Genomic DNA, 20,945 nt, shown 5'->3' with positions numbered 1-20,945 from the left:
CGCAGCCGCTGACGGACGGAAGGTGTGCGTCCCGTCGGGCGTGTCGTTATTTCGCAATTGCACAAAGTTGTAGTGCACTGCAATATAGCTGAGAATGCGGCCTTGAGCCCGCCTTTCGCAGAGGGGACCGGCATGACGGACATCTCCGCGACGCGTCTTGTCGTGGCCAGGCCTGTCGCCGACACATCGTCAAGGGCGAGGCTTGCCTATCTCGACGGCTGGCGCGGCCTGTCGATCGCGCTGGTGCTGATCGGCCATTTCTTCCCCGTCCCCGGCATCAATCTCGGCGTCCTGGGCGTCGAATTCTTCTTCGTGCTCAGCGGCCGGCTGATGGCCGAGATCCTGTTCGTCGAATACTATCCGCTGAAGAAATTCTTCAAGCGCCGGTTCTCCCGCATCTATCCGGCACTGCTGGTTTTCGTCGTCGTCGCGATGATCGCCTTGTCCGGCACGTTCATCGCCTTCAAGTGGAAGGCGGCGCTGACGGCGCTGACGTTCACCTACAATTACGCCGGAGTTCTCGTTACCCGCGCCGGCGCGCTCGACCATATCTGGTCGCTCTGCGTCGAAGAGCATGCGTATATCATTCTGGCTCTGATTAGCGTCGTCGTCCGGGGACGGTCCCGCGTCATCATGCTGCTCGGCGCTTTGTCGCTGCTGGCCATGGCGAACGGCGCCATCTCCTACTGGGTGCTCGCAATAGGCTACGAGGGCACCTATTGGCGCACTGACGTGCACATCGCCTCGATCCTGCTGTCGGCGGTGTTATGCCTGCTCAAGGCCGACGACAGGCTGCCGGCGCTGCTCAAGGGGCCGCATGTTGCCCTGGCGGCCACAGTCGTGGCTGTGCTCCTTTTCATGGCTGCCGTGCCAACCCCCATTCACTATCTGGTCGCGGTGCCGCTGCTGGCGCTCGCCGTCAATTTGCTCGACTTCAGCAGCCGCTATCTGACCAGGTTTCTGTCGTCCCTGCCAATGACGATGCTGGGGCTGTGGTCGTATTCGCTCTATCTGTGGCAGCAGCCCTTTTATCAATTCGTCGACATACAAGGCAGTTCGCCGTGGCTGATGCTGGCGGCGGCGTTCGCTTGCGCGCTGTGCAGCTACTACATCATCGAAAGGCCGGCCCGCTCCTGGCTGAACCGCAATTGGTAGGGCGAACGGCGCCCGCCGTTAGCCGGCGATCCGTCTTGCATAATACCGCACGGCTTTCCTGCCACCGTGGATTACCGCGTCGCCCACTTCCGCAAAGCCGAGTGCGGCATGGAAGGCGTCCGAAGCCGGATTGGGCGGCTCGGCATTGACTTCGCAGGTGACGATCGCCTGGCTGGCGCGCGACGCCTGCTCGAACAGATCCTCATACAGCCGGCGGGCATGGCCGCGCCCGCGCGCTGCGGCGGCGACCACGACGCGATCGACATAGACGAACCGCGGATAGCGCTGGCGAAACCACAGGAAGTTGGGGCTGTCGTAGCTGGCGTCCTGGTCGAAGGTTATGATGAAGGCTTCGAGCGAACCGATACGGCGTGCGTAAAACGCTTCGCCGAGCAGGAAGGAAAGGTGCTCGGGTTCGAGCCACGACAATTCGGCGGCGTGCTCGTTGTTTAGCGCGAGGACGGCCGGCTCATCACGCGGCGAAACCCGCTCGATCGGCAAACGCGTTTCGATCATGTTTTTTCTGTCTTCCGGGATCATGTCCGGACGGCGGCAATGGTCGCCGCCACCCTCGCCTCGTCGGTCACGGTGTTGCGGTATTCGCGGTCGAGATCGGTGCCGCCCATGCCGACCCTTGGGTTGCGGTAACGCATGGCACTCGGCACGTCCTTGAGCGCGGCGAAATGCATTTCGCTCAACCCGGTTTTCCTCCGCACCTTGCCGATGTTCTCTGGGTCAAGCCCGCCGCAGCCGAGGATGATGATGCGGTCGCCAGCCTGCCTGACAAGATCGGCGAGCAGGTCAGCGCCCTCGAGCGCCGTGTCGCGCTGGCCGCTGGTCAGCACGCGGCCGACCTTGCAGCGGATCAGTGTCTCCAGCGCCTCTGTCGGGTCGCGCGTCATATCGAAGGCGCGGTGGCAGGTGACGTTCAATCGCCCCGCCGCCTGCACCAGTTCGCTCATGCGCTGTTCATCGATCGTGCCGTCGGCATTAAGGCAGCCGATAACGACACCGGCGACGTCGGTGTCGGCAAGCGCGTGGACATCGGCGAGCATCGAACGATATTCGGCTTCGCTATAGAGAAAATCGCCGCCGCGCGGCCGCACGATGACGTGGAACGGGATCGTCGCCAGCTCGAGCGCCGTGCGCACCGTGCCGAAGCTCGGTGTGATGCCGCCTTCGATCAGGCTGGCACAGAGCTCGACACGGTCGGCGCCGGCGGCTTGCGCGGCCAGCAGGCCGTCTATGCCTTCGACGCAGATCTCGATCAGCGGCAGGCGAGGGCGTTCGGTCTCGGGCATGGGGGATCCATTCATGATTTCAGCTGGCCAGCGGTAGCATCGGGTCTAGTGCGATGAAAGCCGGAAGTGTTGGCTCAACACGCGACAGGGCGGCCGGCGGTGCTCCAATTTTGCCGCTTGACACATCCATAACCGTGCAGCTATATGTCAATTAATAGCTGACGGGTTATTGATTACTTAATAGCGCCGAGCGCATCTGGGCGTTCCCCACCCGCCCCGAAAATGTCGCGCGTCTGGAGACGGCCTCGCAGCTCAGCAAGCCGGCCGTCGAGGGCATCGAGCAGCAGTTGCTCGAACCGTTTCGCGAAGAGGTTCTGGTCGATCCCGTCAAGCAGATGGTGGGCCACATGGTCCGGCAGATTCTCGAGCAGGCGTGATGGGGTGCTCGATCAGAGCGACGTGAAGGTGAAATCGGTGCCGTTCAGCAAGGCCGCGCGCTATTGCCGGCCCGAAAGGATCACATTCTACGCCTTCCGCAATGCGAGCGGTCCGCGCGAGGTCGCGATCACCGACTGCCGGCAGAAAGCGCCGCTGCCGACCGATGCCCGCTAGACCTACTATGCGACGTTCGCCAGCCCGTTACAGGCCTCGGTCGCGTTGGGCGTGCGCGACATCCGCCAGCTTCGTCAGCATGTGCACGCGCACGGCTTTCAGCGCGTGCGGATCGAGCGGATGCTGCGGCGCGTAACGTCCTCCGGCAGAATAGGCTGATGGATAAACACCGATCTCAATCTCATTGGCGCAAGAAGCTGGCATCGGGCTCTAATCGAAGGGATCGGCGACTGGCGGATCAATCGCCTGATAAGTTTGGATTAAATTTGCAAAGGCCTTCGCCATTCGCCGACCTACGGCTTGGTCCTTGCCTACATATACCGGATACTCCACATAACGCTGCCTAAATTGCCCGGCATTCTTGTTGGAAGAAATGCATTGTGCGTCCTGAGAGCAGACCAGCATCACCTTCCAGTCCTGAGAACTCCCCAAGACTGCCTTGGTTTTCGACGCATCCAGTTCACGCAGGTCCGCACTAATCTGCTTCCAAGAGACTTTGTTGTTCCCTGAAGGTGGCAGGAAAAAATCCTTTATGGAAAGCTGCAGCGAGCCTTCTACTACTCCAAAGGGTATCGATGGACCACCACTACAGAAAAACGTAGCCTGAAAATCACCCTTAAGCACAGCTTGCCGTTTAATACTTGAGCTGATGCCTTCCCAAGGCCCGTCTAGCGCATCGCATGCAACGGAAAGTTCATCGAGCCGATCGCTAATGTAATTCTCGGTCTCTTCAAACGAAATTTCAGCCGAAGCTTGTCTGCTTGCGAAAACCATGAAGCCGCCAATCACGAGCAGTGAGAGCACACCGTTCACGTTCATCTTTTGCTCCTTGCTTTCGAGTCGACCGAAACATTCAGGCGTTAAGCTGCGTCTCAGAGTTGCTTATCCAAAGAGGTTAGCAGGCGTCTCCCACATTGCAATTCTGCTCGGCCCTGTTGATCGCTCTTGAGTTGAGGTCAAAGATAGTAGGCTCAGGGGGCGGTTCGGGAGGAGTGACAACATCTTGCGGAAGCGGCTCAACGTTTGCGAACGGGTCAGGAATTTCGACACCAGTCGCGGAATCGGTGCCGGGGTCATCTACCTGCTCGCCGGGCGGCTCGGGAACGACAGGGTCGTTTTGAATGACTGTTTCATCTAACTCCTGTTCCTGCGCGAAGGCCGCGGCAGACAATAGAAGGCCACTGGACGCAAATAAAACTAGCAGAAGTCGTCTCATGATCACCCCTCCCCATACGTTCAGAATACATATCTATCAGTTACATTCAAATTTAGATAGATGAATGCGGTTCAAAGGATCTGCCGCCAGTCGCGGCCGGCTGCGCCTCTGGACCGCCGCAATGCGCTCCGCCCTGTGCAGCGGCTGCACCAGTCTTCCTTCCGGCAACGGGTGCTCGTTGCCTACGGAAGACGCTGGGCCTTGCCCGGACTGCCGGAAGGTCCTCCAAATCGATGTGGCGCACATCGTTCCTGACCAGGATCAGGGGACTCGGGCAGGCGGATGTTCGGCGTGGCAAAAAACTGTCGCATTCTGACGTACATTCGTGAGCGCTCGGGGCGACCGAGCGATTTGATGGGAAAAATAATCAACAAACATCCGGCACATAGATTGGCCGTGGCACCCATGATTGGTTGAAAAAATGCGTAATAAAGACAGTCTGTTATAGAGTTTTTGTGTTACCGGGGCAAAAACCGGTGGCGGACGCGGCGTTATGACTCAGGTGTATGGGCTAGAGTCGGTGGCGGTTTGGCGGGTGGCGGTCGGCGCCTGGGGCTGAAGGGGGCCGGGTTCTCGAAAAGCCACATCAGATCCGCAACTTGTGCGAATTCGCGCGGACGAAGTCGATGAAGGCCCGCAGCTTCGGCGGTACGAGGCGGCGGCTGGGATAATAGAGGTGGAGCGGCTCGTAAGCGGGACAGAAAGGCTCCAGCACCTTGAGCAGCGCGCCTGAGGCAAGAAGCGGCGCGGCGAGGCCCTCGACCGCGAAGGCGAGGCCAAGCCCCTGCTCGGCGGCGGTAATGCACAGCGGAAGCGTGTTCACGACCAGACATGCGTCCGGCGTGAATGCGACTTCGCGTCCCTCCACGATGAACTCCCAGGGCGAAATCGCGCGGGTGAGGGCGAATGCGATGCAGCGATAGGCGGCGAGGTCGGCCGGCCGCTTCGGCGTACCATTGCGCGCCAGATAGTCCGGGCTGCCCACCACGACCATCTGCAAGGGCCCGCCCAGACGCGCGCCGATCATGTCTTTGTCGAGAAGCTCGCCGATGCGCAGACCGGCGTCGAAGCCCTCGGCGGCGATGTCTACGAAGCTGTCGTCGAAAATCAGACTAAGCCGCACTTCGGGATAAGCATCCATGAACGGCCGCATCAGTGGCTCGATCAGCAGCGGGGCGGCGATCCAGGGCAGGCTGAGGCGCAGCGTGCCGGCGGGACGGTCGCGAGCTTCGCGCAGTGCCGCACCAGCCGCCCGGATATCTTCGGCTGCCGGGCGCACGTGGTCGAGGTATTGAGCACCAGCTTCGGTCAAGCCAACGCTGCGAGTCGTCCGATTGAGCAGCCGCACCCCCAGACGCTCCTCGAGCCCCTTGACCGCCTCGCTCAACGAGGCCGGAGCGACGCCGAGCTCGGCGGCGGCGCGGGTGAAGCTTTTGGCCTCCGCAACTTTTACGAAAGCGACGATGCCGCTGAACTGGTCGAGGCGCATTGTAAGGATTTTCCAAATAGCCCTGTCGAATTCTACTGGTTTTTCCGGTGAACAAAAGGCGTCATGTTGAGTCCGACGAACGGGCCTCGGTGTTGGGAACGGCTCGAACAGGGAAGGAAACAGGACCGATGACCAGGCTTGCTTCGCTCGCCGCCGCCGCTCTTCTGGCGGTGTCTGCCGCCCCGGCGAATGGCGGCCCGCTGGAAGACAGCAACATCCAACTCGTCAAGGACTACTACGCCGCTTATGCGACCGGGAATCCCGAGGCCGTCCGGCCCTTCCTCGCACCCGACATCGTGTGGCGCATTCCCGGCCATCATCCGCTTGCCGGCGACAAGCGCGGGCCGGACGAGGTGGTCGCCTTCTTCCGCGGCTTGGCCGACGGCAAATTCAAGGCCGAGCCGATTTTCTTCCAGGCGCAAGGCGACCTTGTCGTCGATGTCCATCGCGGCTGGTCGAATGTCGGCTCGGGTCCCGAGATCGACCAGCTCTACGCGCTGATGTTCCGCATCAAGGACGGCAAGATCACCGAGGCACAGAATTTTTTGACCGACATGTACCAGTCGGACGCCTTCTACTGGGCGCATTACCTGCTGAAGCCATTGCCCGGCCGACTTGCTGGCGAGCGCTGAGACGGCGGTCTTTTTCGCAACGCGCCGCGCTTCTCACTCCAAGCTAAAGGAGACTTGCAATGTTTAAAGCCCTGACATTTGCTGCAGCAACCGCCGTAGCGCTCGCCGCGTCCAATGCCGCCGCCGCACCGCGCGTCGAGCGCGTCACATTCTCCTCGCACGGTGAGCAGATCGTCGGCGAGCTCTATCTGCCCGATGATCTCGACGCGGCGAGACCTCGGCCCGCGCTGGTCGTGACCGGCGCCTGGATGACGGTGAAGGAACAGATGCCGGCCCGCTACGCCCGCGAGATGGCGGATCGCGGGTTCGTCGCCCTGACCTTCGATTTTCGCGGTTGGGGCGAAAGCGGCGGCATACGCCGCCAGTACGAGGATCCTCAGGCCAAGATCGCCGACATAGAAGCGGCGGTCGCCTATCTCGCGACCCGGCCCGAGACCGATCAGGACCGCATCGGCGGGCTCGGCATTTGCGCCAGCTCCGGCTATATGGTCACAGCAGCGGCCGAAAACGCCGCGATCAAATCGGTCGCCCTCGTTGCGCCCTGGTTGCAGGATGCCGAAGTGGTGGAGCAGGCCTACGGCGGCAAGCACGGCGTCGCCAGGCTTGAGGCCGCGAGCGATGCGGCCGAGGCCGCGTATCGCCGCACCGGCAGACAGGCATTCCTGCCGGCTGCGAGCCTGACCGACAAGCGCGCGATCATGTTCAAGGTGCCTTATTACACCGAACCCGATCGCGGCATGATCCCGGCCTGGCGCAACGAAGCCGATCCGGCCTTCTGGCGCGGCTGGCTGACGTTCGACGCCATCCAGGCTGCCACGCGTCTGCACCAGCCCTTTCTGATGGTGCATAGCGAGGCGGCTGCCATTCCGCAGGGTGCGCACAAGTTTTACGCGCGGCTGACCAGCTCCAGGCGGGAGCTGTGGCTCGACAACGTCACCCAATTCGATTTCTACGATCGCGCCGCGCCGGTGAAGGCGGCGAGCGACGCCGTCGCCGCGCACTTCCGCGCGACACTGGGCAGTGCGGGGGAGGCGGGACAATGAGCGTCGTCACCCGCCGGCATATCCTGGCCGCGGCGGTTTCCGCCGCGATGATTTCCGCCGTCTCGGCGTCCGTTTCGAGCGCCTCGGGAGCTGCGCTGATGGTTGAAGACAGGATGGCCATCGCCGAGGCAGTGGCAGGGATCGGGCTGTATGCCGATCTGCGTGATTGGAACCGGGTCAAATCCTATTTCGCGGCCCGCGTCACGACCGACTATACCAGCGTTTTCGGCGGCGAGGCGGGGACCAGCGACCGCGACGCGCTGATCGCCCAATGGCAGGGGCTGCTTCCGGGCTTCGACGCCACCCAGCACCTCATCACCAACATCATTGTCGAAGGCGCGGGCAATGATGCCATGGCGCGCAGTCACGTCCGCGCAACCCACTGGATCGGCGGGCGTTTCTGGGCGGTCGGCGGCAGCTATCTCCACCGGCTGGTGCGGGCGCCGGAAGGTTGGCGCGTCAAGGCAATCTCCATCCGCCGTTTGTACGAAGAGGGGGATCGCGCCGTGCTGGCCGCCGCTGCCGACCGGGTAAAGGCGGAGGCCAAATGAGTGTTCGGGTTTGCGCATGCCCAGCCACGCGGCGAGGTTGCTCGGAGCATCGGCAACGTGAATATTAATCGAAGATGTCGGGGCAGGCTTGGCGCATGCGGCATTAGTGGCGCCACCGTGGACACGAGACATGACCCTTTCACTGCAAGACGTTTCGGATCGGCTTGAGACTGTAGCGGGTTCTGAAGTTGATCCGCCGACGCGAGCCGTCGGCAGATCACGGTTGTTCCAGACCGCTCAGGCGGTCTTGCTCTTCCTCTGGCTCAAAGCGCCTAGCAGCGCCTCAGCTGCCTCGCTCGATGATGCTGGGTTCTGACCCGTGATAAGCTGGCCATCGACGACTGTGTGGACGCCCCAGTCCTTGACCTTGGAGAAAACCGCGCCGAGGCTGATCAGCTCGTCCTCGACCAAGAACGGCACGACATTCGTGAGACCTACGGTCTCCTCCTCGCTATTGGTGAAGCCGGTGACGTAGCGTCCCTGCACAAACGGCGTGCCGTCGGGACTGGTCACGCGATGCAGAACGCCCGGTGCGTGGCAAACGAGGGCGATCGGCTTGCCGGCCGCGATGAAGGATCCGATCAGCTTGATCGAATTCGCATCTTCGGCCAAATCCCACAGCGGGCCGTGGCCGCCGGGGTAGAAGACCGTATCGAAGTCCTTCTGGTCGACACTGTCCAGGCGCACGGTTTCTGCGAGCTGCGCCTTGGCAACCTCGTCAGCACTGAAGCGCCGTGTAAGGTCGGTCTGGAACATAGGCTCGTCGCTTTTCGGATCGAGAGGCGGCTGGCCGCCCTTCGGCGAGGCGAGGGTGATCTCGGCGCCGGCGTCCTTGAAGACGTAGTAGGGGGCTGCCAGCTCCTCGAGCCAGAAGCCGGTCTTCTTGCCGGTGTTACCGAGAGTGTCGTGGGAGGTGAGTACCATCAGGACTTTCATTGTCGGATCCTTTTCTCAGGTGATGCCGCGCCGATGAGGCGTCGTAGTTGGTTGATTTGGAGCTCAATCGGCCGCGTCGGCCTGTCGATGCACGGATAATGGCACCTGCCCATGTATTTCAGAAATTTATTTCATTTATTTTATATATTCATGTCAGATTATATCTCGATGAGATACGATCTGAACCTGCTCCCGGTTTTCCTCGCCCTGATGGAAGAGCGGAGCGTGACACGGGCAGCAGCGCGACTGGGCATCACCCAGCCGGCGCTGTCCAATTCGTTGAACCGCCTGCGCGACACCCTCCGGGATCCGCTATTCATCCGGGAAAGGTATGGCATAAAGCCGACGCAATTGGCTGAGGAGATCGCTCCGACGATCGAAGCAGCGCTGGCGCAACTGGACGATCTCATTTTGAACCAGCAGGAATTTCAGCCAGCAAAGGCCGAACGGCTGTTCACGCTTGCCCCCAACAGTTACGTGGAGCTTGTGTTGATGCCGGCCCTCGTCGCAAGGACGCGTGAGCTGGCGCCTGGTATCAAGCTCCGCATGACAGCATTTGGCAACGATCTCGCCGAAACCGGCGTCATTTCCGGTACCACGGCCATGGTGATTGGCCGGATCGTCGATCCGCCGGGCAATCTTGTCGTCCAGCATCTTATGGACGATGGGCTCGCCTGCGCGGTGCGCAAGGATCATCCCGACGTTCGAGACCATATTTCTCGAGAACAGTATGAAAGGCTCAAGCACGTGAACGTGCTCCCGCCGGGCCGGCTGCGGGCGGGCCTCTTCCAGGCATTGGAGCAACAAAACCTCAAGCGAGAGATTGCCCTTTCTGTCACGCACTTCCTGGCCGTGCCAGAGATGCTTGCCGTCACGGATTACTGCGCAACGCTGCCGAGACTGATCTGCCGCAGCCTTGAGAGGGATCCGCGCCTGAAGATACTACCGCCGCCCGTCGACCTCGGCACTTTTCCAGTGCAGATGGCTTGGCACATTCGCTACCGCCACGACCCAGCCCACAGGTGGTTGCGTTCGATGATCGGCGAATTGGCAAAAGAAATGGCGTCGGAGACCTAAGACGGCTTTCTTGTATCCGCGTTGATGTCCGCAAAGGCCAAACCGGGCCATTCATCGTGCCGTATGCCGAGCACCAGATCCGGACTTGCCCGAGCTATCAGCAAGCGGCAGCTAGGGTCGCACCATGCCGCCAACTAAGTGCTGTCCGTCACGACCGACTATACCAGCCTCTTCGGCGGCGAGGTCGCGACCAGTGGCCGCGACGCGCTGATCGCCCAGTGGCAAGGGCTGCTGCCGGGCTTCGACGCCACCCAGCACCTTATCAGCAACATCACCGTCGAAGGCGCAGGCAATGACGCGGTTGCACGCAGCGATGTCCGCGCAGCCCACTGGATCACGGGCGGTTCTGGACGGTCGGTGGCAGCTATCTCCACCGGCTGGTGCGGACGCCGGAAGGCTGGCGCGTCAAGGCAATCTCCATCCGCCGCTTGTACGAAGGGGGGGATCGCGCCGTTCTGGCCGCTGCGGCCGACCGGGTAAAGGCGGAGGCCAAAATGAGTGTTCGGGTTTGCGCATGCCCAGTCGCGCGGCGAGGTTGCTCGGAGCATCGGCAACGTGAACATTGATCGAAATGTCGGGGCAGGCTTGGCGCATGCGGCATTAGTGCCGCCAACCGCGGAGACAGGACATGACCCTTTCATTGCAAGAGGTTTCGGATCGGCTCGAGATCGAACAGCTGCTTGTTCGCTATTGCTACGCTGTGGACGATCGCGACTGGGACGCCTATCGCAAAATATTCACACTCGATGCCGTGCTTGACGACACTGTAACAGGTGGAATCAGGAGCGGTGTGGATGAGCATGTCGCTTACATGAAAGGCGCCCTTTCGAAGATATTGATCTCGCAGCACGCCATTTCGACAATCCTTCTGGATCTCCGAGGGGATGAGGCCAGCGCGCGCGTGCATTGTTCATGCCCGATGGTGGTCGACCTCGGCGAAGGCAAAAGGCAGGTCTTCTTCCAAGGGCTCTGGTATCGCGACCGCGTCGTACGCACGTCCGAGGGCTGGCGCATAAGTGAACTTGTCGAGGAAGGCTATTGGAATCACAATTTGCCGGAGGGGTTCGCGTTCTGACGTCGGTTACGCGCTGTGCTGGATCCGCCCCGGACGCCATTTTCAGACGTGGCAGCTACTGGCGCAACACCGTGTTCTTGGTACCTGCTTCGACCTGGTCGATGACCAGCAGCTTGACCGGATCGGCGCCGACATTGATCGCCTGATGCCATTGCCCGATCATCTCGATGATGAAATCACCTGTTTGATAGGTGTTGCTCTTGCCGGTCTCGACGTTGGTGACCTGAAGCGTGCCGGCCTCGACATAGGCATAGCGCGGAAACGGATGCTTGTGGACCGGCAAGGTCGCGCCCGGCGCGATCTGATAGGCCGAGACCAGGACCTGGACGTTCTTCTGGGGCAGCGTGATCGGCTGGCCGGACGCGGTCTCGGTGCGAGAGGCAAGCGGGGTCACGACAACCGGCGTCCCGCTGGCATCCAGCGCCTGGGCGCTGTTTGCAAACAGTGCAGCCGTGAGCAGCAGCGTCGGTGCCAAGATTTTTCGCATGATTCCCCCCGAACTGCGTCAGCATTGCGCAGCAAGCTTTGAGGCGCAAGGTTGTCTGTTCAGGAGCGCCTTATCCCGCTCTTCTGAACATGCCCGGCGTCATACCATGCATGGCCCGGAATGTACGGGAAAAATGGCTCTGGTCGGCGAAACCCGCCGTAATAGCTGCGTCGGCGAGGCCAAATCCCTGTTCGATCAGCGCGCTCGCCCGGCGCAATCGCCGGTCGCGGATATAGGCCGCCGGCGTCAGGCCAATTGCCTTGTTGAAATCGCGGATGACCTGGAACCGGGTCACGCCAGCCGCGCCGGCAAGCCGCTTGAGGTCGAGTTGCGAGCCAAGCTCGCTTTCGACAAGATCGCGGTAGAGCGAAAATCTTCGCTGCGATCCGGAGCTTTCGATCTCTTCGGCCTGTCCGCTCGAGTCGCCATGCCGAACGATCAGTTGTCTAAGCGCCACGAGCAGGGACGTCTCGGCCGTCATTGTGTCCGGGGATGTCGAGCCGTGGTGCGCTGCGGTCAATGCTGCGGCGAGACTGCTGTCTTCAATCGTCGCGCGCGAAAACACCGGAGCGCCGTCGCGGCCGAGTTCGCGGGTAAGCGCGGTCATCATCGGCACCGAAGGATAAAATGTCCGGTAGGCCCAGCCTTCATCCGTCCCGCGTTCGCCGTCATGCCACTCTTCAGGATTGACGACGGCAATGGCGCCCGCCGGAGCGAGAACGCGTTGACGGCCGATGCGAATGCGCTCGCAGCCGGCGGTGATCAGGGCGATCACATAGGTCGGGTGCGTGTGCAGGTCGTAGCGGTGCTGGGTGAAGCGCGCCTCGAACAGGCCCAGGTCGGGGAAGCACGGATGGCGCCAGTATTTCCCGGTCTCTGCCGCTTCGATTGTCTTTGCCATGGTCAATCCGGTTCAAGACGCTTTTCGTCTGGCCTTCTATATGGCTGGCAGGATCAAAGCGCGCCGCCTTGCCGGCGTGAAGGAGGCATCATGCTGCATAATGACCCCATCGCCGCCCTGACACCAGAGGTCGTAGGCTGGCGGCACCATATCCATGCCAATCCGGAGCTCGGATTCAATGAATACGAAACGGCGCGTTTCGTTGCAGAGAAGCTGCGCTCCTTCGGCGTCGACGAGGTGCATGAAGGGATCGGCGGCACCGGCGTCGTCGGTGTCCTGCGCAGCGGTGGCGGCGCACGCGCCATCGGCCTTCGCGCCGAGCTCGACGCGCTTCCGGTGCTGGAGAAAACCGGCTTGGCCTATGCCTCAAGGAAAGAAGGAGTAATGCACGCCTGCGGCCATGACGGCCACACCGCCATGCTGCTCGGCGCCGCCAAACTGCTCAGTCAATCGCGCACCTTCGACGGCACCGTCACTTTCATCTTTCAGCCGGCCGAGGAAAACGAGTGCGGCAGCATGCGCATGATCGAGGACGGCTTGTTCAAGCGCTTTCCGGTCGAGGCGGTCTATGCGGTCCACAACTGGCCGGGCGTCAGGCTGGGAACGGTCGCCGCCCGCGCTGGTGCGCAAATGGCGGCCGTGGATAATTTCGAACTGATCTTCGAGGGTCTTGGCGCGCATGCCGCGATGCCGCAGCTCGGCGACGACCCGATCCTGGCCGCCGGCGCCTTTGTGCAAGCCGTCCAGCGCATCGTCAGCCGCTCGGTCGACCCGCAAAGCGCGCTTGTCGTCAGCCTCACGCAGATCCATGGCGGCAATGTCGGCAACATCGTGCCGGGCAAGGTCTGGCTGCAAGGCACCTGCCGCTTCTTCGAGCCCGGCCTTTCCGATCACTGCGAGATGCTGATCGGGGAGATCGCACAAGGCATTGCCGCCGCGTATTCGCTCAACGCCAGGCTCGACTACAGGAAGGGCCATCCGCCGCTGATCAACACGGCGGACGCGACGACCCGCGCCGTCGAGGCGGCGGCCTCCGTCGTCGGCCGGGAGAATGTCTTGACCGAGTTCAGCCCCAGTCTCGGCTGCGAGGATTTCGCTTTCATGATCCGCGACGCCGGCGGCTGTTATGCGTGGATCGGTGCCGGCGAGGTCGGCCCGGGCGAAGGCCTGCATGGCGACCGCTACGTCTTCAACGACGAGATCGTGCCGACGGTGATGCGCTATTACCTCAACCTCGTCGAGCAGACGCTTGCGCGGGCCGGTCCTTCTACAGCAGTTTTTCCGGCGTGATCGGCAACTCCCGGATCCGCTTGCCTGTGGCGTCGAAGACGGCATTGGCCACCGCAGCGGCAACGCCGGTGGCGCCGAGCTCGCCGATGCCCTTGCCGCCGATCGGGCTGGCATGCTCATCCACCTCGTCGACGAAGTGGATTATGATGTCGCCGGGAATGTCGGCATTGACCGGAATGGCGACCCCGGAAAGGTTCTTCGACAGGAACCGCCCAAGCACTGGTTCGTGCCTGCTCTGCTCCATCGCCGCCATGCCCCAGCCCCAGATGATGCCGCCCGTCATCTGGCTGCGGGCGGTGCGGGGATTGACGATGCGGCCGGCGCTGTAGCTGCCGACGGCGCGACGAAGCCTGAGCAGGCCGAGCCCCGGATCGACGCCGACCTCCATGAAAATCGCGCCGAAAGTGCGCATGGCGAGGCCTTTGCCATGCTGCGCCGGATCGAACGAGCCGGAGCCGATGATCTCGCCGATGTCGGTATGCCTCATAACGTCGGCGATCGTCTGACCGCCGGCAGCGCCTTTGCGCCGAATCTTGCCGTCCTGCATCTCCACCTCGTCCGGCAGCAGATTGGCAAGACGGGCAAGCTGCGAACGCGCATCTTCGGCGGCGGCAAGCACCGCCGCGCCCACCCCCATGGTCGATGACGAGCCATAGGTCGGTCCCGCCTCCGGCAGCTCTGTATCGCCCATTTCCAACTCGATCTTCTCCATCGGCAGGCCCAGCACATCGGCCGCGATCTGCGGAAAGATGGTGAGTGTTCCGGTCCCTATGTCCTGGGTGCCGGTGCGGATGAGCACTCTGCCGTCCCTGTGCAGCCTGACCTCGGCTGCAGGCGTCGGGTGGCGGAAACAGCCCATGGTACAGGTCGCCATGCCGTAGCCGATCAGCCAATCGCCATCGCGTTGCGGCTTGCGCGGGCGCTCGCGCCAGCCGAACAGGCGGGCGCCTTCCTCATAAGCCTCGCGCAGCTTCTTCGATGACCAGGGCTGGCCGGTGGCCGGATCCGTGTCCGCATGGTTGATCAGACGCAGGTCGAGCGGATCGATGCCGAGGCGGTGGGCGAGCTCGTCCATCGCGCTTTCGAGGGCCCAGGTACCCGGACCCTCGACCGGCGCGCGCAGCGCCGTCGGCATGGCGACGTTCGCGCGCTCGACACGCTGGCTGAGACGCATGGCCGGCGTGGCGTAGAGACCCTTCGAGGCTTCGGTGGCGAACTCGACGAAATCGTCGCTCACGGTGGTCAGGTTGACCACGTCCTGTTGCACGGCGGTCAGCTTGCCCGACCTGTCCGCAGCCAGCACGATCTTCTGTGCCATGCGCGGCTGGTAGCCGAGGCAGGAATAGGCATTGGCGCGGCTCAGCGCCAGCCTGACCGGGCGCTGCATGATGCGCGCCGCGGCGGCGGCCAGCACCTGATGCGGCCAGATCCAACCCTTGCCGCCGAAGCCGCCGCCGGTATGGCGGGAAATCACGCGGACCTTCCCGGCGGGGACATTCAAACGGGCGGCAAGCACCTGGCGGACACCATAGACGTGCTGCGTGGCGTCGTGCAGCGTCAGCTCTCCGTCGTTCCACTCAGCGAGCGTCGCCGAGGGCTCCATGGCGTTGTGGTGGCGCGACGGCTGCAGGTAGACGGCTTCGACCATGGCGGCTGCGTCGCTAAGCCCGCGGTCGACGTCGCCCTTGGTAAATGTCGGCTCCAGGAACAGGAAGCCGCTCTCCCTCGGCACGACCGCAGCCTTGTCGATGGCGGTCCACTTCGGCGGTGCCGGCAATTCCGGCTCGGCGAACTCGAAGCGCAATGCGACGTGGCGGGCACCGGCCTCCGCCGCCTCCAGCGTCTCGCCCAGCACAATGGCAAGCGGCTGACCCTCGTGACGTATCTCGTCGCCCTGCATGGGCATGAAGCTCTGCGCTGCCGGTGGGCCTTCGGCCTGCTGCATCTGCGTATCGGGCTCGGCCCTCGGCGATGCGAACCGGCCGAATTTGGGCATGTCCTCATGCGTGAGCACACGCACGACGCCCTTCTCGGCGAGCGCGTCGTCGACCATGATCGACGTCATGCGGCCGGCCGGAACGGGCGCGGTCACGAGTACCGCATAGAGCAGGTCGGGGGCGAAATAGTCGGCCGCATAGCGGGCGCGGCCGGTGACCTTGACGCCGCCGTCAGGGCGGGCAACAGGCTGGCTGATCATCATGACGACATCCTCGCTGCTCTTTCGATCGCCCGCAAAGCGGCGGTCTTGGCCAGTTCGATCTTGTAGGCGTTCTGCGACAAGGGACGCGCTTGGGCGAAGGATTGCTCGATAGCGGTGTTCAACGCCTCGCGATCGCCGATTTCGGCACCGGCGAGCTGCTCCTCGGCGGCGCTCAGCCGCCACGGCCGCAGCGCCACGGACCCCAGCGCCAGGGCGGCCCGACGGATAGTTTGGCCGTCCATCTCCAGCACAGCGGCGGCAGAGACGATGGCGTATTCGTAGGATTCGCGCTCGCGCACCTTGAGGTAAGCCGATCGCGGCGCCGGCGCCGGCAGCTCGATTGCCGTGATCTGTTCGCCTTGCTGCAACACATTGTCTGCCTCGGGCCGCGTGTCGGGAAGCAGGTGGAATTCCGCTGCCGGAATGCGCCGGCCGCCGCTGCGGTGCGCGGTGACGATGATCGCATCAAGTGCTGCCAGCGCCACGGCCGGGTCGGATGGCTGAGTGGCGACGCAATCCTCGGTCCAGCCGAATATCGCGTGATTGTCGTTGATGCCATGCAATGCCGAACAGCCGGAGCCGAGCTGACGCTTGTTGCAGGGCAACTGCTCTTCGGCACGGAAATAGGCACAGCGCGTCTTCTGCAGAAGATTGCCGCCTATCGTTGCCAGGTTTCTCAGCTGCGGCGATGCGGCGTTGAGGATCGCCTGGCTCAACACCGGATAGTCGCGCACGACCAACGCATGCAGCGCTACATCGTTGAGATGCATCAGCGCGCCGATCGTCAAGCCGCCGCCGGGCAGTGCCTCGACCTGATCCAGCCCGTCGAGGCGGGAGATGTCGATGATCCGGGTCGGCTCTGCAATGCCAAGGCGCAGCCAGTTGAGCAATTCGGTGCCGCCGGCGAGAAAGGCGCTGTCCGGCGCGGCACCGGCTGCGATCGTGTCGCCCAGGCTGTCGGCGCGTGCATAGACGAATGGGGTCATTGGCTCGCCCTCCCGGCCGCTGCGCGCACCGCCTCGACGATTTGCGGATAGGCCGAGCAGCGGCACAGATTCCCGCTCATCCATTCGCGGATCTCGGCATCGGAGCCGGTATGTCCCTCCTCGATCAGCGCCGCCGCCGACATCACCTGGCCGGGCGTGCAGAATCCGCACTGAAAACCATCATGATCGATGAACGCCTGCTGCACGGGATGAAGCGCATCGCCGCCTGCCAGCCCTTCGATCGTCGTAACCTCGCGTCCCTCGCAGGACACGGCAAGTATCATGCAGGCATTCACACGCCGCCCGTCGAGATGCACGGTGCAGGCGCCGCACTCGCCGAAATTGCATCCCTTTTTCGTTCCGGTCAGATGAAGCCGCTCGCGCAGCAGGTCGAGCAGCGTGACGCGGGGATCGAGATCGGAAAGGCTGTGATCCTCTCCGTTCACCCGCAACCTCAATAGGTGCCGATCGTGGAAGTTCATGTGGGGTACCTCGAAGCACATGCCGTACTCGCCGCAAGGACTTGTCCAGCAAGCAGCCACCCACCTGTCGAGGCGAAATAGGGCGGTCGATTCCGGGGAAAAGACGCTGCCGGTCAGGGAAGGCTAAAAAACGCGCATTCGAGATTTGCGGCGGAAAGGCACTGAATGCCGCCGCAAAAAGTGCACTGTCACCGTAACTTCGTAATTCGGATGTGAAGTAACGCTGAAAGATTTATGGAGTAACGCATCAGCTTGGTTAGCCAGGTTCCTGGGAGTCATTTGCCGATATAGGCGGCCAGCTCGTCAGGTGTCCCCATGGGAAAGGCGCGTTTCAGATGGTCGAGGAATGCGGAGACGCGCGCGCTCAGCAGCCGCCGAGAGGGATAGAGTGTCCACAGGGCGATGTCGGGTCCCTCGACATCCCCCAAAAGTACCAGCGTTCCGTCCGCCAGATCATGGCTCACTAGCGACACCGGAAGGCGTCCCGCGCCGACGCCCGCTCGCACGGCATCCCGGACCATGATGAGCGACGACAACGCAAGGACGGGCTCGATCGCGATTGTTAACCGGCCAGTGGGCGTCTTCACGTCCCAAGCCCTGCGATCTGTCGAACGCATGACGGCCGGGGTCGCCAGGCCTTCGGCCGGCTGGGCGAGGTCAGGACTTGCCACGACCACCAGCCGATCACGCAGAAAGGCTCGCCCAACGAGGCTCTCATCCGGATCCGGATTGACCCGGATCACCAGGTCAAATCCCTCTTCGATCATGTCGACGACGCGGTCTTCGGTCGTGACCTCGAGCCTGACCTCCGGGTATTTCAGGGCGAAGCCGGCGGCGATCTTCCCCATCGCGGTCTGTGCGAACAGCAATGGGGCGCTGATCCGCAACCGGCCGCGCGGCCTTTCGCCGCCTGAGGCGATCGCCGCCGTCGTCTCTTCGAGCTCGGAAAGCAACCGGCCCGCGCGCTCGAAAAGCGCGCGTCCTTCTTCCGTCAGCTTTAACGCGCGCGCGCCACGCTCAAACAGCCGTAGATCCAGACTCGCCTCCAGCTCCGCCACGCGTCGGGACAAGGTGGCCTTCGGGCGCCCGGCGGCGCGGGCGGCCTTACCGAAGCCCCCGTGGCGGGCGACCAGATTGAAATCAGCAAGGGCAAGTAGATCCATGTGTTCCACCTGTGGGACGGCGTGTTCAGATATAATGCCTACCGACACAAATGTGGATCACTAATTTTCTGGGACGCCATCCGGCTCAACTCAGGAGTAATCCCATGACCATTCTCGTTACCGGCGCGACCGGCAATGTCGGCCGCCACGTAGTCGAACAGCTCGTGAAGCGTGGCGCCGATGTGCGCGCTTTGGTTCGCGATCCCTCGAAGGCCAATTTCCCCACTGGCGTAGATGTCGTGCAGGGCGACCTGCTCGATGTCGATTCCCTGCGCAAGGCGTTCTCCGGCGTCTCCACCCTTTTCCTGCTGAACGCGGTGGTGGCCGACGAATACACTCAGGCGCTGGTAGCGCTGGCCGTTGCCCGTGAGGCCGGCATCGAGCGGATCGTCTATCTGTCGGTGATCCACAGCGACATCTACGTCAATGTGCCGCATTTCGCGGGCAAGTTCGGCGTCGAGCGGATGATCGAACAGATGGAGCTCAACGCCACCATCCTGCGGCCCGCCTACTTCATGGACAACGACATCACGATCAAGGACGTGGTGATCGGCTACGGCATCTATCCGATGCCGATCGGAGCCAAGGGCGTCGCCATGATCGACGCGCGGGACATCGGCGAGATCGCCGCGATCGAACTCATCCGCCGCGAGCAGGCCGCTGCCCCGCTGCCATTCGACCGCATCAACCTGGTCGGCCCCGACACACTGACCGGCGCGGATGTCGCGGCGATCTGGACGGACGTCCTCGGACGCCAGATCGTGTATCCGGGCGACGACACCGCCGGGTTCGAGCAGAACCTGCGGCAGTTCATGCCGAGCTGGATGGCGCTCGACATGCGCCTGATGGCGGAGCGCTTCCTCACGGACGGCATGGTCCCCGATGCCGGCGATGTCGATCGGCTGACCGCGCTGCTGGGCCGGCCGTTGCGCTCCTATCGCGACTATGCGGCCGCAATTGCCGTCTGAGCCCCATCACCGACGTTCTGTCCAGAAGACATATCATGATTTACTCGACCGCTACCGTTCCGGTGAATCCCCGAGGCGAGACCAAGCTGACCCGGGCGCAGATATGGCAGGGCCTGGAACTCAAGGCGCGCGACGCCCGCCTGTTCCTGCCCGCAGGCCTCTGCACCCGTTGCGACGTCGTGGAGGAGAGCGCGACCCGCTTCGTGCGCGAAGCTATGATCGCCGGTACTGATCTGCGCGTGAGCGAGGTGCTTCAAAAGCACGGACGAAACGCAAAGCCAGTCCGTCAAAACGCGGGTGTAGATGACGTACTGCTTCACGGCTTTGTCCAGTTCAAGCGTTGTGCCTGACAAGGTGGTGGCCGAAGCATTGTCTAACGTCAACGTTCGTTGTGCCTGACCAAACGCTGAATAGCGGCGAACCCAAAGGCTCCCCAACGCAACGTACCCCGACTGTGCGCGTTCTAGTGAATGGGAGGGCGCCATAGCCGATCTGACGGGGGTGGCCTGATGACAAATCGGAGCAACAGGGATGGCAAAGTTTAAAGAAGCCCTTGAGCGCGGGAAGAAAGCTCGCCGTCAGCAGAAGGAGCACGTCGGCGGCGCGGAGATGGGGAAGCGAGATGCCCCCATGGCGGACTTCAGCGATCAAGCAAAGGCTTGGCTAAACGACGTCGTGATTGCATCGCTGGAGGCGGCCAAGGCGGACGTGGCAGGCGAGGTGACTGTCGACATAGACACCGCGCCACGCCGGCAGGTCAAAGCTTTAACCCCGTCGATTCGTTTCCAGATTGGAGAAGGCGCCTAGAAGAACCTATACGGTCAACGTTAAGGTGAGCGGGGCGGTGTCCGTATCTTCGCCGGGGATGGTGACCAAAGATGTGGGAAACATGGGGGATAGGTCCGACCTACGGGTCCGCACCGAACGTGGTCGAAATTGACGCAGCCAAACGGAAGGTTATTGCCGAAGTTGTGCGGCGGTGGATCACTTCAGAGGTAATCCGCAATTACCTTCGCAACCTGCTAAATCTGCCCGTAGAACGGGAGCTGCCGGCTGAGCAAAAGCATTTGCTGCAGGAACGTGATCGGGCCGACAAAGAGTGACTGCATGGCGCTCCATTGGTTCTCCCCGCCGGTCCCTGTCAGCACCGAGGGTAGCGGTTCGACGCGGAAGGTTAGCAACGCTGAAGCAGCCGCTGAGGAACTCCTGAAGTGGACCAACCATGGCCTTCAGTGGAACCTCGCGGTGCACGTATGCCTCGCTGTGATTGCCGACGAGATGGAGCCTGAGGAGTGCCGCAAGGCATTCTTGGCGGCTGCCAAGGAAGAGGGGTTGGTGCTACGCTCGTCTGATAGGGCCGAATGTGCCAGTTACCCGAGCCCAGTTCCCAAACATTCCTGATCCCTAATGCAACCATTCCCTCATCTCCGAGTTGCGCGAC

24 protein-coding genes and 1 pseudogene are annotated in these 20,945 nt (G+C 62.5%); 13 read left to right on the top strand and 12 right to left on the bottom strand.

All coding sequences use genetic code 11. The features are described from left to right. Positions 1–132 precede the first annotated feature (132 nt). Entirely contained in the window at positions 133–1,155 is a 1,023-nt protein-coding gene (locus NKJ12_RS20225; RefSeq protein WP_352704593.1) for an acyltransferase family protein, read from the top strand. An 18-nt stretch (positions 1,156–1,173) separates the two neighbouring features. Here NKJ12_RS20225 and NKJ12_RS20220 read toward each other — a convergent pair whose 3' ends face one another. Further along, complete coding sequence (locus NKJ12_RS20220; protein WP_352704591.1) at positions 1,174–1,671, bottom strand: GNAT family N-acetyltransferase; 498 nt, start codon at positions 1,669–1,671, stop codon at positions 1,174–1,176. Positions 1,672–1,691: 20 nt separating this feature from the next. Further along, positions 1,692–2,456: a copper homeostasis protein CutC gene (locus tag NKJ12_RS20215; protein ID WP_352704589.1), complete on the bottom strand. Its 765-nt coding sequence runs from the start codon at positions 2,454–2,456 to the stop codon at positions 1,692–1,694. A gap of 381 nt (positions 2,457–2,837) precedes the next feature. Between NKJ12_RS20215 and NKJ12_RS20210 the strand changes: the two genes are divergently transcribed. Further along, entirely contained in the window at positions 2,838–3,008 is a 171-nt protein-coding gene (locus NKJ12_RS20210; protein ID WP_352704587.1) for a hypothetical protein, read from the top strand. Between the two features lie 210 nt (positions 3,009–3,218). On the opposite strand, the gene NKJ12_RS20205 is transcribed toward NKJ12_RS20210, so the two are convergent. From NKJ12_RS20205 to NKJ12_RS20195, 3 genes are all read right to left on the bottom strand, one after another. Then, entirely contained in the window at positions 3,219–3,827 is a 609-nt protein-coding gene (locus tag NKJ12_RS20205; protein WP_352704585.1) for a hypothetical protein, read from the bottom strand. A 76-nt stretch (positions 3,828–3,903) separates the two neighbouring features. Continuing rightward, complete coding sequence (locus NKJ12_RS20200) at positions 3,904–4,224, bottom strand: hypothetical protein (RefSeq protein WP_352704583.1); 321 nt, start codon at positions 4,222–4,224, stop codon at positions 3,904–3,906. Positions 4,225–4,810: 586 nt separating this feature from the next. Further along, entirely contained in the window at positions 4,811–5,713 is a 903-nt protein-coding gene (locus NKJ12_RS20195) for a LysR family transcriptional regulator (RefSeq protein ID WP_352704581.1), read from the bottom strand. A 128-nt stretch (positions 5,714–5,841) separates the two neighbouring features. On the opposite strand from NKJ12_RS20195, the gene NKJ12_RS20190 reads away from it, so the two are divergent. From NKJ12_RS20190 to NKJ12_RS20180, 3 genes are read left to right on the top strand one after another with little or no spacing between them, the layout of a single operon-like run. Then, on the top strand, positions 5,842–6,345 hold the full coding sequence (locus tag NKJ12_RS20190; protein WP_352505813.1) for a nuclear transport factor 2 family protein: 504 nt from the start codon (positions 5,842–5,844) through the stop codon (positions 6,343–6,345). A gap of 59 nt (positions 6,346–6,404) precedes the next feature. Continuing rightward, positions 6,405–7,388, top strand: coding sequence for an alpha/beta hydrolase (locus tag NKJ12_RS20185; RefSeq protein ID WP_352704579.1), 984 nt, complete (start codon positions 6,405–6,407; stop codon positions 7,386–7,388). Continuing rightward, a complete protein-coding gene (locus tag NKJ12_RS20180) occupies positions 7,385–7,939 on the top strand; it encodes a nuclear transport factor 2 family protein (protein WP_352704577.1) in 555 nt (184 codons plus the stop codon). The genes NKJ12_RS20185 and NKJ12_RS20180 overlap by 4 nt, the downstream gene beginning before the upstream one ends. Before the next feature lie 237 nt (positions 7,940–8,176). Here NKJ12_RS20180 and NKJ12_RS20175 read toward each other — a convergent pair whose 3' ends face one another. Next, positions 8,177–8,875: a type 1 glutamine amidotransferase domain-containing protein gene (locus tag NKJ12_RS20175; RefSeq protein ID WP_352704575.1), complete on the bottom strand. Its 699-nt coding sequence runs from the start codon at positions 8,873–8,875 to the stop codon at positions 8,177–8,179. Positions 8,876–9,043: 168 nt separating this feature from the next. On the opposite strand from NKJ12_RS20175, the gene NKJ12_RS20170 reads away from it, so the two are divergent. The 3 genes from NKJ12_RS20170 to NKJ12_RS20160 all read left to right on the top strand — a co-directional run bounded on the left by NKJ12_RS20170 (position 9,044) and on the right by NKJ12_RS20160 (position 11,027). Next, positions 9,044–9,952 (top strand): LysR family transcriptional regulator, encoded by a 909-nt coding sequence (locus tag NKJ12_RS20170; protein WP_352688242.1) that lies wholly within the window; start codon positions 9,044–9,046, stop codon positions 9,950–9,952. A gap of 138 nt (positions 9,953–10,090) precedes the next feature. Further along, complete coding sequence (locus tag NKJ12_RS20165; RefSeq protein WP_352704573.1) at positions 10,091–10,432, top strand: nuclear transport factor 2 family protein; 342 nt, start codon at positions 10,091–10,093, stop codon at positions 10,430–10,432. A gap of 148 nt (positions 10,433–10,580) precedes the next feature. After that, positions 10,581–11,027 carry a nuclear transport factor 2 family protein gene (locus NKJ12_RS20160; protein ID WP_352505818.1) on the top strand — a complete coding sequence of 149 codons (447 nt, stop codon included), beginning with the start codon at positions 10,581–10,583 and terminating at the stop codon, positions 11,025–11,027. A 55-nt stretch (positions 11,028–11,082) separates the two neighbouring features. Here the strand turns inward: NKJ12_RS20160 and NKJ12_RS20155 are convergent, their stop codons facing one another. Both NKJ12_RS20155 and NKJ12_RS20150 read right to left on the bottom strand, forming a co-directional pair. Then, positions 11,083–11,514, bottom strand: a complete 432-nt coding sequence (locus NKJ12_RS20155) for a cupin domain-containing protein (RefSeq protein WP_352704571.1) — start codon at positions 11,512–11,514, stop codon at positions 11,083–11,085. A 70-nt stretch (positions 11,515–11,584) separates the two neighbouring features. Further along, a complete protein-coding gene (locus tag NKJ12_RS20150) occupies positions 11,585–12,415 on the bottom strand; it encodes an AraC family transcriptional regulator (RefSeq protein ID WP_352704569.1) in 831 nt (276 codons plus the stop codon). Between the two features lie 90 nt (positions 12,416–12,505). Between NKJ12_RS20150 and NKJ12_RS20145 the strand changes: the two genes are divergently transcribed. Then, a complete protein-coding gene (locus tag NKJ12_RS20145) occupies positions 12,506–13,705 on the top strand; it encodes an amidohydrolase (protein WP_352505820.1) in 1,200 nt (399 codons plus the stop codon). On the opposite strand, the gene NKJ12_RS20140 is transcribed toward NKJ12_RS20145, so the two are convergent. The 4 genes from NKJ12_RS20140 to NKJ12_RS20125 all read right to left on the bottom strand — a co-directional run bounded on the left by NKJ12_RS20140 (position 13,683) and on the right by NKJ12_RS20125 (position 18,536). Then, the gene (locus NKJ12_RS20140; protein WP_352704567.1) at positions 13,683–15,905 is read right to left on the bottom strand and encodes a xanthine dehydrogenase family protein molybdopterin-binding subunit; all 2,223 of its coding nucleotides are present in this window, start codon (positions 15,903–15,905) and stop codon (positions 13,683–13,685) included. The genes NKJ12_RS20145 and NKJ12_RS20140 overlap by 23 nt on opposite strands. Beyond that, positions 15,902–16,891: an FAD binding domain-containing protein gene (locus tag NKJ12_RS20135; protein ID WP_352704565.1), complete on the bottom strand. Its 990-nt coding sequence runs from the start codon at positions 16,889–16,891 to the stop codon at positions 15,902–15,904. Before NKJ12_RS20135 ends, NKJ12_RS20140 begins: the two co-directional genes overlap by 4 nt. Then, positions 16,888–17,373 (bottom strand): (2Fe-2S)-binding protein, encoded by a 486-nt coding sequence (locus tag NKJ12_RS20130; RefSeq protein ID WP_352704563.1) that lies wholly within the window; start codon positions 17,371–17,373, stop codon positions 16,888–16,890. The genes NKJ12_RS20135 and NKJ12_RS20130 overlap by 4 nt, the downstream gene beginning before the upstream one ends. Positions 17,374–17,648: 275 nt before the next feature. After that, positions 17,649–18,536 carry a LysR family transcriptional regulator gene (locus tag NKJ12_RS20125; protein WP_352477699.1) on the bottom strand — a complete coding sequence of 296 codons (888 nt, stop codon included), beginning with the start codon at positions 18,534–18,536 and terminating at the stop codon, positions 17,649–17,651. 104 nt (positions 18,537–18,640) lie between these two features. Between NKJ12_RS20125 and NKJ12_RS20120 the strand changes: the two genes are divergently transcribed. From NKJ12_RS20120 to NKJ12_RS20105, 4 genes and pseudogenes are all read left to right on the top strand, one after another. Continuing rightward, positions 18,641–19,504 (top strand): SDR family oxidoreductase, encoded by an 864-nt coding sequence (locus NKJ12_RS20120; RefSeq protein WP_352704561.1) that lies wholly within the window; start codon positions 18,641–18,643, stop codon positions 19,502–19,504. A 35-nt stretch (positions 19,505–19,539) separates the two neighbouring features. After that, positions 19,540–19,743: pseudogene (locus NKJ12_RS20115) on the top strand (AtaL-like protein); the annotation flags it as partial. 292 nt (positions 19,744–20,035) lie between these two features. Beyond that, positions 20,036–20,311: a hypothetical protein gene (locus NKJ12_RS20110; protein WP_352704559.1), complete on the top strand. Its 276-nt coding sequence runs from the start codon at positions 20,036–20,038 to the stop codon at positions 20,309–20,311. Between the two features lie 300 nt (positions 20,312–20,611). After that, a complete protein-coding gene (locus tag NKJ12_RS20105; protein ID WP_352704558.1) occupies positions 20,612–20,905 on the top strand; it encodes a DUF982 domain-containing protein in 294 nt (97 codons plus the stop codon). Positions 20,906–20,945: the final 40 nt, after the last annotated feature.

The sequence above is a fragment of the Mesorhizobium sp. M0195 genome (assembly GCF_040322115.1).
Lineage (GTDB): Bacteria > Pseudomonadota > Alphaproteobacteria > Rhizobiales > Rhizobiaceae > Mesorhizobium.
This window is presented reverse-complemented; position numbering and strand designations above follow the sequence as displayed.